This window comes from Bradyrhizobium sp. SUTN9-2, assembly GCF_003122645.1.
GTDB classification, from domain to species: Bacteria; Pseudomonadota; Alphaproteobacteria; order Rhizobiales; family Xanthobacteraceae; genus Bradyrhizobium; species Bradyrhizobium yuanmingense.
This window is the reverse complement of record NZ_LAXE01000001.1, coordinates 2,522,260-2,534,926: the sequence shown is the minus strand read 5'-3', so window position 1 is coordinate 2,534,926 and position 12,667 is coordinate 2,522,260. Positions and strand designations below refer to the sequence as shown.

The window sequence follows — 12,667 nt, the reverse complement described above, 5'->3', positions numbered from 1 at the left end:
GCTCATTTCTCCATCTCGCGCCCGGTCAAACGCAAGAACACGTCTTCGAGATTCGGAGGGCGCTGCAGTACGCGAAGGTTTGCTTGCCCGCGCAGGTGCACGCGGACTTGCTCCGGATGTCGCGCGTAACAAAAAAGCGTCTCTCCACTCACTTCGATATGCCGCGCATAAGGCTTGATCAGCTCTCTGAGTTGATTGGGATCACCGCCATAGATCTCAATCACGTTGCAGCCGATATGCTCGTCGATCAAGGCGTCTGGTTTGCCTTCTGCGATTTTGCATCCACTCTCAAGCACGCATAAGCGATCGCACAGGCGCTCGGCCTCTTCCATGAAGTGAGTGGTCAAGAGGATCGTCTTGCCACGAGCAAGAAGGGCCCGCAGGCGCTCCCAAATCAGGTGGCGTGCATGCGGATCGAGGCCAGTGGTCGGCTCATCCATCACGAGTAGATGTGGATCATTAATCAGGGCACGCGCCAGCGTCAGCCGCCGCCTCATGCCACCGGACAACTCGGAGACACGCACGTCCGCTTTGCTTTCAAGACGCGCAAACTCAAGCAGCGAGGGCGCAACCGCCTCGATCCTGCGGGCGCTCATGCCAAAATAGCGGCCAAACACAAGCAGATTCTCTCGTACTGTGAACTCGAGCTCGAGGTTGTCGAACTGCGGCACCACCCCGACGCGCGTACGCGCCGCACGAGCGCGGGAAGGCACAGACTCATCGAGGACTGTAATCTTGCCTTCGTCGGGCGAAATCATGCCGAGGAGCATGCGCGCAATCGTACTCTTGCCAGCTCCATTCGGCCCTAGCAGTCCGAAACACTCTCCGCGCGCGACCGAGAACGACAGGTCGTTGACGATAAGCTTGTCGCCAAATGACTTTTTTACGCCGGCAAGGTCGATCGCCACAGTGGACATGTTCATCTTAGGCTGACAGAAGTCGTTCCGTGGACGATGGCCTCTTGACGACCGTTTTGCTCCAGAGCATGCCCTCGCACCAAACATGCTCGACACGCCCCCATTGGCAAGCTGCCGCAGCGTCCGGAAAGAATCCCCGTCCGTGGAGGTTGGCGCTCGTGTTGCAGAGCAGCGGAATGCCCGTGAGTTGTTCAAATTCGACGAGAAGCGCGGCAATTTTGTGAGGAGAGTTGCGGGAAATTGTCTGCAGCCGCGCCGAGCCGTCAAGATGGACCACCGCGGGGACCTTGTCGCGCCAATTCGCCCGGGTCTGGTGATCGAACAGCATGTAAGGATCTGGCGTGCCCGGGCTGAAGATCTCCGGTGCCCGATCCTCCAGACAAATCGGCGCCACCGGTCGGAAGTGCTCGCGACGTTTGATGTCGTTGAGATGATCCTTCATTGCCGGGCTCGTTGGGGCTGCAAGAATACTTCTACCGCCCAACGCCCGCGGCCCAAGCTCGGCACAGCCGGAAAGAAAGATGACGGGCTTGTTGTCGGCAAGAATCGACGCAAGTTCACTCAAACTGCAAGGAGCGGCCTCCCAGCCCGCCGGAACCTCGCTCTCCTGGAGGGCGGGACCACTGTAAACTGACCACTCCAAAGGCCCGAAGCCATTCTGCGCTGCCATAGCACCGCACGCCGCGCCGATTGCCGAGCCGCTGTCATTCGGAAACGGCGGCACCCAGACATCATCGAACAATCCCGTCGCGCGCAGCGCGCTGTTCCATTTGATATTGAGACCGCAACCTCCGGCGACACATAGATTTCGCGCCCCCGGAAGCGACGAATATCTTAGCAGAAGCAGCGCGATTTCCTTAACAAGAAGACGCTCCAGAAACACATGGAACGAGGCGAGGACGTCCTCCGCTCGCTTGTTCGCCAGGCGCAATGCGCTTGCCTCGAAGAATTCGTGCATAGCTGCAAGAGACGATTCCGCATTGTTGATGTCTTCGCGATAGCGGCGAGCCTGCTCCGTGTCGGCCGCCAAGCGTGTTTCGTAAAGCTCCTGAAACACTTCCACGATGCTTTCATCGACGGAGCCAAGCGCGATGTAGGCCATCAGCTTGCCGGCGATACCCAGATCCCAACTGGAGCGGTTCGGCTGCCGGTATGGCCCGAAGTGAAGGCCCGCGGCAGCATAGGCGTGGCCAATCATCGGAAACAGCGCCCCAATGAACCGAGCGCCGCGTGGTTCGACATAGTAAAGACGCGGAAAGATACAGCCATCCCACACCAGACAGAACGAGGGTTTTCCCGCGGCTGCAAAGGGGCTGGTGCTATATGCTGACGCGATATGGCCCGTGACATGCGGGTAGCTCTTATATGGAAACTGCTTGCCGCCGAGCAGGAGGCCAAGGCCGTCGACGGGATCAAGGAGGCCCCCAGCATGACGCTCGACATAGGGCGCGCCTTTTAGCGCGACCGGTACCGCTCCGCTTGGGAGCTGGAATTGCGATTCATTCTCCCCGTCCCAGCCGTCAATGACGAACTGATCAATATCCCGCGGATCCAGGCCATGCTCCGCCAGGGCGAGCACGACTGCATCGAGATTGTCGACGGATTGATACCGTGGACCGTTGCCGCGCTTCTCTTGCTCGACACAAAAAAGAAGCCGACCGTCTTCGATGACAGCGATTGCTCCGTCATGTGTCAGCTTTATTCCGCAGATGCGCATACGTCCTCCTGGCCTAATGACCGACGTTAGATTGTTCTGACGAGGCGCCTGGCCTCCGAAACTGGACGATCAAGCAGTCTTCGTTCGCCCCCCCCGTGCAGCAGTGTCGACGCTCGACCTCCGACAGGCTCTCGTTAAAGAGAGCGATCGCAGTTTCAGCACCAGCAGCATGCCCCCAGAGTCGACATAGTTCATCACGCGCGGACCCGAAAATCAGAGTGCCACTTGGCGCAAGCATACTCACCAGGTTGCGGATAGCCGCATGCATTTCGCCCACGTCTTTGAGGTAGTAAAGGACCTCGGCCACGACAATTAAATCGAATTGCTCAGTGGTCGAGAACCGCTGAATGTCGCAGGTAACCCAAGTAATATGTGACCACTTACTCGTCCGCAATCGCGCTCGCTCGATTGCCTGCGGCATGACATCCACCACGGTAAGTCGCTCGCATAGCGGCGCTAGCAACTCCGTGAATGCACCGGCTGCGCATCCTACTTCGAGGGCAGACGCAGTAACTCCGCTGCCGCATGACATCCGGAGCATTTGCGCGTATCGCTCCTGCTCGAACAAACCACCGTCAAGGCGCCATGGGTCGTCGGCAGCCAACTCTAGTTCTAATAGCTGATGGTTTGCGTCCGGAGTCATGAGCCGACCACTTATTTGTAGGCAGTCGAGCGATCGCGACCGGAAACACTCTCCGTGGCGGCCAGGCTCGATGGGCGGTGTGCTAACCCCGCCTTATGAACGGGATTAGGCCCCCCCCCTACACCAGCCGCACTTCGTCCAGCGTTCCGGCGCAAGATGACACGCTGTTTCTCCTCTTCGCCCGACACATTGGTCACTTTTCGCGATAGCCAATCGCTATTGCTCAATGTACAAAGCGCATAGGCCTTCAATGGTAGCAAAAGAAAGATATTGATCGGTGTGTGGAGCGAGAAGCCGATAAACCGCAAATCGCGAGCGCGAAGCGCTGCCACACTGCACCGGACCATAGTCATTGCAGAGATCGTCAATCCCGTCCACCAGGGTATAGAGCCACCGATCAGGAGCTGTGCAAGCGCAGCAAGAGTTGAAATGGCCAGGAGAAATGGGCCGAGATTTTGCCCGATAACATCTAGCGTCAAATAACCATCGAGCTCTGGGAGCAGGCGCAATGCAAGAAACGTATCTCGAAAGGTACTGCGCGCCCAACGAAGCTGCTGACGCAGATATGGCCCAAGACTGTGCGGGACGACTGTGGCTGCTATCGCGTCTGGGACGTATTCGGTTCGAAACCCCGCCTTGAGCATAAGTATCGTTAGATGGCGGTCCTCGCCGAAATCACTCGGCTTCCCACGGAAGAACTGCGCTTCGTATTGATCGAGAAGCAAGGTCAGCGCGGAACGCCGATACATGGCGCAAGGGCCGCAACAACACATGACAGCACCGAAGCGCGCCTGTGCCGCGCGCTCTTCGTTGCACGCGAGCCAATATTCCATATCGATCAGCCTGGTCAACCAGGTCTGGTTACGATTACTTGCTATCAGTTGACCCATCGCCGCACCGATTTCCGGGTCACTCATCTTCAATACAAGCTTCGTGACGACGTCGGCAGCAAGTATCGTGTCGGAGTCGACGTTGAGAACCAGATCACCGGATGAGCTGCGTATCGCAGCGATCTGCGCCTTGCGCTTTCCGACGTTGTTTGCCAGCAAGATGATACTGACTCTCGGATCGCTGGCATATATCTGGTGTACGGGCGCGACCACGTCGCGGTTTGCAGATCCGTCATCGACCACATAGACTTGTATCTTTCCGGCGTAGTCTTGACTGCAAATCGACTCCAGGCACTCGGCGAGCGTGTTTGGATCCTCGTTGAAGCATGGCACGATGACGTCCACGGTGGGAAGGACCACCTCCGCTTTTGCCAAGCTGCCCTGTAATGAGGAGTTGATCGCCGGCCGGGCATAAAGCGCTTGCACGCTTTTATAGATAGTCGAGAGTACCGCATAACTTGAAACAGCGGCAGCACTGGTTGTCGCGAGCAGGTCCATTGGGTGTCAGTTCTTGTTCAGTGAAGTTGAGGAAGTGGACGGATTGCAAACCCGCGCCGTTGTAGTGCCGGGATCAGATATGCGAGGGCCGTGGCGGTCTGATCGCGCAGCGTTTCATCGGTGCACAGTCTCTCCTCATCGGGAGGATACCCGTCGTGCAGGAGCACAATTGCACCCGGCCGAACGTTCGCCAGCACCGAATTCACAATTGTATTAACTCCAGGGCGGGACCAATCTCTCGGATCGACCGACCAGTGCAGAGCCGTGAGACCAGCGCTCGCCGTCATTGCGAGCACCTGTTGCGTCCATATGCCGTAAGGCGCTCGCATATGCCTGGGCGAGGCCGTCGGGCACGCCAGACGGATCGCCTCGCTCGCGGTCAGCACTTCATCCTGTAGTTCCGCAGGTCCGCATCTGGATAGATCAGGATGGGTCATCGTATGGTTCGCAACCTCATGACCTTCCGCAACCACTCGTCGGATGAGGTCCGGATGCTCGATCGCGTACGTGCCGATGACGAAGAATGTCGCGGGAACCCGATGTTGCGCCAGCACATCGAGCACCTCTGGCGTACAAAATGGGTTCGGCCCGTCATCAAAGGTCAAATAGACAGCTCGACCTCCGCTAACGTCAGCGTAGTCGCAGCGGACAGTGGATGGGGTGGAGTGCTCTGTCACAACTCAGGCCCGTTCCGATCGATGACAGTCCCGGCCGGCCATTCGCTTATCGAGCGTCCCAGCGGAAACACTACAACTATCGCGTCCTCGAGGCGGGTCGGCGATAAATTGGGATAGACATCCGGCTGTGTGGAACGGACGCGAATGCCATGCATCAGGGTGGCGAGCCCCTGCCTTTCGACCAGTCGCTTCATATGTTTCTCAAGCGCCGATCGAACCGTGCCAAAGCCGAATGGAACACCAAGCTCCTGCAGTACGGGATACATCACGCGCATTGCGTGGCTTATTCCGAGTCCTTCGAGATCCGGGCGCACCGCATACAACCCCAGCTCCGCCACAAGGAGATCGACTTCACTAACTTTGATGAAGCGACGTAGCAGGCCGATGTGAGCCGCTACCCCGCGCGCGTCGTAACCAATTGCACGAAGCTCCGGTCTTGCGCCGGCCCAGCTTCGGCTTCCCTCAAAGGGCTGCGCATTGAACGCACCTGTGGGCCCATAACTCTTGCGGAAGAACTCCGCGAGCTCGGCATGATCGGCGAGCCGCAGCTCGCTCTCCCAACGAAGGCTCCACTGCACTTGAGCGCGCGCAGACGCATGTTCCGCAGTCGGGGATACGGCAATGTTCATGGCGAGCGTCCTTGCGCCTGATGAATTGAACGGGAGGTGGTCACGTGATCTCTACCTGCAGGGCTGCCGATCAATACTGCAATGCGCCACTGTTCTTTGTCGGAGCTCGGCACCGCTGGCCTGCATCCGCGCCCCTCGCCTCTGCTCGCGCTATCGCTCGGTTCGCGCTCGTCATCCTGCTGATGTGCCATGCCCGTGCGGAAGACCCCGTTGAGGCAATTGGACTAGCCAGAACCGGTCTGCACCAGGGTGCGCTTGCGCCCTCCGTTGCATCGCCGTCCGGCGAATTGACGGTTGCGGGCAAGCCACCGACGCGCGATTCTTCATCGATGACGCATCCGAGCGGCATCAGATCACACTGGCTCCTATACATCTTAAACAGACCCCAAATACGCTGGACAGGCGAGCCGTTTGGAATGGCGCCTGAAATGCTTGGCATCCGCAATCTGCGCCTGCCGCTATTCCCTGACACTAGATTGATGCTGAAAGCGCTCTCAAGTGTACGCGGGTAAACCTCGAATATGGAAACGGATGACAGCCCCATACGAAGGTTTATCGGGCCCCGCTCGGCGCTGAAACGAGCGCACATCGCACGAAGACGCAACACGGCTCGCACGCCGCGCCTGTAGACGCCCATGAAACGGACGCGGCGGTGCGCTCGCACGTCCAGGAGCTTTTCTTTGAGCTCACCTGAGCGACCATAAACCATTGTGGAGTGCCTGGTTCGTTCTTCAAACTTCAGTTTGCTATCCAACATCCCGCAATTTGGTAAAATCGATTGTTTCGATAGAACACATCCACACCATGGATAGACTCACAACATGCGGTTCAAGGGACTTGATCTAAATCTTCTCGTTGCGCTCGATGCCGTGATGACGGAACGCAACCTCACAGCGGCGGCTCGCAAAATTAACCTGAGCCAGCCCGCTATGAGCGCTGCGATCGCACGGCTGCGCGCCTATTTCCGCGATGAACTATTTACTATGAGAGGCCGCGAGCTCGTCCCGACACCTGGCGCGGAGGCGCTTGCAGGTCCAGTTCGCGAGGCCCTGCTGCACATCCAACTCTCAATCATATCGCGCGACGCGTTCGACCCGACTCAGTCGAGTCGACGCTTCAGGGTCATTCTTTCAGATTTCATGACGATCGTTTACTTCCGCAGAATTGTGGACCGCATGGCACAAGAAGCTCCCGCCGTGCGGTTCGAATTGCTGCCATTTTCCGATGAACCCGATGAGCTGCTTCGTCGAGGCGAGGTCGACTTTCTCATTCTGCCGGAACTGTTCATGTCGAGTGCGCACCCTAAAGCGACGCTGTTCGACGAGACCCTCGTGTGCGTGGGATGCCGCACGAACAAGCAGCTGTCCCGACAGCTTACGTTCGAGAAATACATCTCGATGGGGCACGTTACTGCCAAGTTCGGACGGGCACTGAGACCGAACCTCGAAGAATGGTTTTTGCTTGAGCACGGTCTGAGGAGACGAATTGAGGTCGTCGTGCAGGGCTTTAGCCTGATTCCGCCCATATTGTTAGACACGAGCCGTATCGGCACGATGCCCTTACGGCTGGCCAGACACTTCGAAAAGCGGATGCCACTGCGGATCATCGAACCCCCTCTCCCGCTACCCATATTCACAGAGGCCGTGCAGTGGCCATCGTTCCACAATACTGACCCCGCAAGCATCTGGATGCGGAGGATATTGCTCGAGGAGGCATCCAACATGGGATCTGGTGAGCAAAAGCCTCCAACTCGCAGGCGCTGTTAGGCTCACCGCAAGCTGCCGCTTCGAATATCCCAAGCACGCTCCAGGGCCTTCGACGTGCTTGGTCCTTTTCCTCGCTTCCGCGTCTCCTGGGGGACACCGGCACGACCTCGCAATACAGCGATCCGTTGCGAAGACTTTTTTGAGTTGTAAGCGTGGTGACTTCCCAGGTGTGGTTTGATGGGCTTGCACTGCATCCAGGGCTACCCTTGGCACTACCGCGGCTAGAACACGCCTCGATTACAAATCTTTAGCTTGGCCGATAAAATGGCTTGAATCGCACATTGCGTCAGGTTGTAGGTTGACCGTCGCGACTAGCGCTGCACGACGCAGCCGTCGACGGAGCGCTTTCGGGACCTCCCGGCCTCACGGCCCCTGGAATGACCCGCCGTCGGAGAGCTGAACGGGCCCAGCTCCGTGGTCGACCGGAACCGGCGAGCCAATCAGCTTGGAGGCTCCTGACGCTTTCCTGCCACTGGCGGTTGGCTTACCTCCGGCTGTCTATTCTTGTGGTCATTTCGCGAGCTTCGCTTTCGCGATGGCAGGGTTGAGCCGACCTCCATTTGGGCGAGCCAAGACGATTGCTCCAGGCGGCCGCAAGCGCACGCTTTGCCCAGGAAGAACGTTTGTGCCGGATAGGAAGAGATGCGCTTCAAAGGTCTGGATCTAAATCTTCTCGTCGCGCTGGATGCTCTGATAAGTGAGCGCAGTCTTACCTCAGCGGCACGCAAGATCAATCTCAGTCAGCCGGCCATGAGCGCAGCCGTTGCCCGGTTGCGCTCATACTTCGGTGATGAACTGTTTGGAATGAGGGGGCGCGAACTTGTTTTGACCGCGCGCACGGAAGCGCTCGCAGCTCCTGTACGCCAGGCCCTGGAGCACATTGAACTCTCAATTATGGCGCGTGACGTGTTCGATCCAGCTCGATCGAGCCGGCGATTCAGGATCGCCCTTTCCGATTTCATAACAGTCTTATTCTTAAAGAATGTCGTGGAGCGCGTCACGCTAGAAGCCCCCGCCGTCAGCTTCGAACTGGTGGCGCCGACCGATGAGCACGAGGAGCTTCTCCGCCGCGGCGAAGTCGATTTTGTTATTCTGCCGGATTTTCTTATGTCCAGCGCGCACCCCAGAGCTGCCCTATTCGAGGAGAGGCTCGTCTGCGTAGGCTGCTGCATGAACAGGGAATTGCAACGCCGGCTTACATTCGATCGATATATGTCGATGGGTCACGTTGCAGTTAAGCACGGAGGCCCCCAGACGCCATTTGAGCAATCATTTTTGATCGATCTCGGCCCCGCTCGGCGCATCGACATTCTCGTCGAGAGCTTCAGCATGATTCCGCCGCTCCTTGTTGGGACGAACCGCATAGCCACGATGCCATTAGGGCTCGTGAGGCATTTCCAAAAGACGATGCCTCTGCAGATTGTTGAGCTTCCCGATCGATTCCCCGTCTTCACTGAAGCGGTCCAATGGCCCGCACTTCACAACAATGACCCGGAAAGCCTCTGGATACGGGAGATATTGCTCCAGGAGGCCACGCGCATGGCAACTGCACAAGAGCACCCGGTCACCAGCACTCCGGGAGGATCGGGCAGTGCCGGAAACTTCGAACAATCCGTTTCGCCGTCACCGTAAGGACGTTCGTGAGGTCTACGAACCTCACGTTCCAACACTTGTCTCACACCCACCATCCTACCTGCCTGGCTCGCTCTCTTTGTCGCGGCATAAGGACGCTTCGGGCGCGCGATTTATGAGAGCTTCTTTTATATCTTTCGCGCATTGGCGTTAGGCGCGATGTCTGAACCGCAGAGTGTTGGCCTTGCTTCAGAGACAGGAACGGAGCTGAACGTTCACGCTTAGGCCAGGCGCTACGTTGCAACTGGGCGCCGAGCGCTCTCTCGAGAAGGCAGGACCGGCACGGGGCTTCTGTCGTCAACTCTCCGAGTTAGTAGTTGCTCCCGATAAATGGAGGCGATCGACCTCCTTGGAGTCGCAACAAATGCATCGTGAGCATAGAGGTCGTCGATCACACAGACGAAGCCAAACCTCCGCGCTCGCGTGTGGCCCTATGGCATCACTCTACAGTACTCCGCATCTCCATCGCTCTGCGCCGCAGGTATGACTTCTTTTGGCCCTACCGCGGCCAAACGTCTTGACGACGTGCGCTGCCCTGGACCCAATTCAAACAAGGAGCTGAAGGTTGAAGCTATCCAGCGGCGTGTTCGATCCAGAAGAGCTTTCTGCCCTCGGACGAGTTTATGACGGCGCCGTCGACGCGCTACCCCCATCGATGCGGAGTCCAGAAAATCGCACGGCAATCGCCAAGCTCATCCTGGAGCGTACAGTGGCCGGCGAGACTCAGCTGGCATGCCTAGCGAACTTGTTGATCACCCTTTCCCCTCAGGGTTGATCCGCCGCCATTCTAAGGATAGTCACCACTTTCGCGCTGGAGAATGGAAGGCGATTCAGGCTGAAGCTTAGAAAGCAGCTTGAATCATACGTGACGTCAGGTTGTAGGCTTCAAAATTGAACAACATGAACAGACCTACACCAAGAAGGCGTCGATGGCGCATTGGCGAACTTGCAGAGGCGACCGGTGTAACGGTTCGCACGCTGCACCATTATGAGCACACAGGACTCCTAGCAGCCACAGAGCGTACTGACGGCGGCCACCGGATGTATGACCGCGAAAGCGTGCAGCGGGTTCAGCAGATTCGCGCGCTGCGTGAGCTTGGCTTCTCACTTGTCGAGATCCGGAAAGCCATGGAGGGCACGACCTCTCTCACGGACCTGCTGCGCAAACATTTGGAGCGCATAGAACTTCAAGTCGCTCGAGCAACTCTGTTGCGCGACCGTTTGCGAACCATGACAATCGACGTCGAGGTGCAAGTAAGTGTGGATGAGCTGCCTGCCACTCTGAATGCCATGTCGCGCGTCGAGACGCGTGGTCAAACGTCCCGATGCATCTGCAATTTAGCTACGGAGCGTGAGGACCGGTGGCGCAGGATCCGCGACGATCTTCGCGATTGCATGGACCGCGGCGAGCACCCTTGCGGTGAACGCGCAAAGGCTGTCGCCGTTGCAGCGCGCTTGCTGATTAGCGAAATCGCCGGGGCCGATTCACGCGTTTCGATGATCCTGAAGGTACTTGCACGATTAAGCGCCCCCCGCGCTCTGGCTGGCTGGGATCCGTGCCTGATGCAATATCTCGATCTGGCTCTTGGCGGGTTGGAGGATCAGCCGTACTGACGCGTTCTTGGCCGGTACCACCACGTAGGCTGAGGGTGAGCCGATAAACGCTAGATTGATCGGCCGCTCTCAGATGCGGCCAGAGCTTTATGAGCTCAAGCGGACAGATGGTCATGGCCCGCCCCGATCCACGCCTCTGACTCCCCAAAAGGGCTTGATCCGCACGTAACGTCAAATTGTAGGCTCGAGCACAATTGGAGGCTCGACAACGCACGTTTGGCGCAGAGCGATCTCAACCTGCAGGAATGTCTGATCATATGTGCTTACGGTTCACTTATCGGAAGCTTCACAATGGCAAATAGGAGGCGCGCTTCTGTCGCAAGTGCAGCGGTTCTGTTCTGCGCTCTTGCCGCCCCGGCCGCGCGCGGCTCTGAAGTAAGGATCGCCGTGGCTGGCCCGATGACCGGGAGCAGCGCCGCGTTCGGCGCGCAAATGCGCGATGGTGCAGCTGCGGCGGTCAAGGTCTTGAACGCTTCGAGCCTACTTCCCGATAACACGAAGGTTGTATTAAGTGTCGCCGACGACGCCTGCGACCCAAGGCAAGCTGTCGCGGTTGCGAATAAGCTCGCGACAGAGCGAGTCCTGTTGGTGGTTGGTCACTTTTGTTCCTCTTCGTCGATCCCGGCCTCCGACATCTACGCCGAAGCAGGCATCGTTCAGGTGTCACCAGGCTCCTCGACTCCTCAGCTAACAGAGCGCGGCCTTGAGACTGTTTTTCGGATCTGCGGCCGCGACGACCAACAGGGAGCCGTTGCCGCCGAGTACATTCACGCGAACCATCCCAACGAGAACATCGCGGTGCTCGATGACAAGAGCACTGCTGGTAAGGGCATTGCCGACGTGGTTGAAGCCCAGCTTCATCGATTCGGACGAAAAGTCAGTCGGCAAAGCTACGTTGCAGGTGAACGGGACTTCAGAGCGTTGGTCTTAAGAATGAAAAGGGATCGAGTGCGCGTCGCCTATATTGGCGGCTATCATACCGAAATCGGATTGTTTGTACGCCAAGCAGCAGAAGCAAAAGCAGACTTTGTAGTCATGGCGAACGATCCGCTGATGACCTCCGAATTCTGGGCCATAACCGGCAGCGCCGGGAATGAAACATTGTTTACCTTCATGCCCAATCCCGCCGGGAATGCCAACGAGGCCGGCGCGGTCGCTGGACTCAAAGCTTCCAGCCTGTCCGCTGAAGGCTACACGCTATATGCCTATGCAGCTGTGCAAGTCTGGGCAGAGGCGGTCAACCGGAGCGGCTCCTTCCACGCTAAGCGCGTCGCCATCGCACTCCGTTCACGGCCGATCGAAACCGTGATTGGCCCGGTCCGGTTCGACAAAAAGGGAGACAACTCGGCCTCTGGATTTTTGGTTTACCGCTGGCGCGACGGCCGTGTTGAACGTCTCAAGAAGTACTGATTCTTACGCACCGCCGGCGCGCGCAAACGCAAAGTATCACGAATTGATGAGACCTCCCCAGAACGTTGTCGCAGCGATACTCGCCAGCTCTTTTATACTCGCTGCTTTCGGAGCGTTTTTCGCGTTCGCTGCGGCGCTCGCAGAGCTAGCCAACGTCGAGCTGACGGAGGTGCTACGTCCGATGATTGACAAATAGCAGCCCAGTTGTCCTGATCCGTTCGGCAGCACACGACCTCTGAAGCGATCGATTGCAGTTCTGGCGAGTTTGACGGCA

Annotated in this window: 10 protein-coding genes; 4 read left to right on the top strand and 6 right to left on the bottom strand. The window is 57.9% G+C overall.

Annotated elements, in window-relative coordinates:
* Positions 1 to 2: 2 nt before the first annotated feature.
* From nodI to XF30_RS11575, 6 genes are read right to left on the bottom strand one after another with little or no spacing between them, the layout of a single operon-like run.
* Positions 3 to 923, bottom strand: coding sequence for a nodulation factor ABC transporter ATP-binding protein NodI (gene nodI, locus XF30_RS11600; RefSeq protein ID WP_109142768.1), 921 nt, complete (start codon positions 921 to 923; stop codon positions 3 to 5).
* Position 924: 1 nt separating this feature from the next.
* The gene (gene nodU, locus XF30_RS11595) at positions 925 to 2,634 is read right to left on the bottom strand and encodes a nodulation protein NodU (protein WP_109142767.1); all 1,710 of its coding nucleotides are present in this window, start codon (positions 2,632 to 2,634) and stop codon (positions 925 to 927) included.
* A gap of 13 nt (positions 2,635 to 2,647) precedes the next feature.
* Positions 2,648 to 3,277, bottom strand: a complete 630-nt coding sequence (gene nodS, locus XF30_RS11590; RefSeq protein ID WP_109142766.1) for a nodulation methyltransferase NodS — start codon at positions 3,275 to 3,277, stop codon at positions 2,648 to 2,650.
* An 11-nt stretch (positions 3,278 to 3,288) separates the two neighbouring features.
* Positions 3,289 to 4,665 carry a chitooligosaccharide synthase NodC gene (gene nodC / locus XF30_RS11585; protein WP_109142765.1) on the bottom strand — a complete coding sequence of 459 codons (1,377 nt, stop codon included), beginning with the start codon at positions 4,663 to 4,665 and terminating at the stop codon, positions 3,289 to 3,291.
* A 17-nt stretch (positions 4,666 to 4,682) separates the two neighbouring features.
* Positions 4,683 to 5,342 (bottom strand): chitooligosaccharide deacetylase NodB, encoded by a 660-nt coding sequence (gene nodB, locus XF30_RS11580; RefSeq protein WP_109142764.1) that lies wholly within the window; start codon positions 5,340 to 5,342, stop codon positions 4,683 to 4,685.
* The gene (locus tag XF30_RS11575; protein ID WP_109142763.1) at positions 5,339 to 5,971 is read right to left on the bottom strand and encodes a NodA family N-acyltransferase; all 633 of its coding nucleotides are present in this window, start codon (positions 5,969 to 5,971) and stop codon (positions 5,339 to 5,341) included. Before XF30_RS11575 ends, nodB begins: the two co-directional genes overlap by 4 nt.
* 821 nt (positions 5,972 to 6,792) lie before the next feature.
* Here XF30_RS11575 and nodD1 point away from each other — a divergent pair.
* The 4 genes from nodD1 (at position 6,793) to XF30_RS11550 (ending at position 12,393) form a co-directional block, all read left to right on the top strand.
* Positions 6,793 to 7,737 (top strand): transcriptional regulator NodD1, encoded by a 945-nt coding sequence (gene nodD1 / locus XF30_RS11570; protein WP_109142762.1) that lies wholly within the window; start codon positions 6,793 to 6,795, stop codon positions 7,735 to 7,737.
* A gap of 642 nt (positions 7,738 to 8,379) precedes the next feature.
* Entirely contained in the window at positions 8,380 to 9,369 is a 990-nt protein-coding gene (gene nodD2, locus XF30_RS11565; RefSeq protein ID WP_109142761.1) for a transcriptional regulator NodD2, read from the top strand.
* Between the two features lie 900 nt (positions 9,370 to 10,269).
* A complete protein-coding gene (locus tag XF30_RS11555; protein WP_192893400.1) occupies positions 10,270 to 10,983 on the top strand; it encodes a MerR family transcriptional regulator in 714 nt (237 codons plus the stop codon).
* Positions 10,984 to 11,382: 399 nt separating this feature from the next.
* Positions 11,383 to 12,393: a branched-chain amino acid ABC transporter substrate-binding protein gene (locus XF30_RS11550; RefSeq protein ID WP_244608925.1), complete on the top strand. Its 1,011-nt coding sequence runs from the start codon at positions 11,383 to 11,385 to the stop codon at positions 12,391 to 12,393.
* Positions 12,394 to 12,667: the final 274 nt, after the last annotated feature.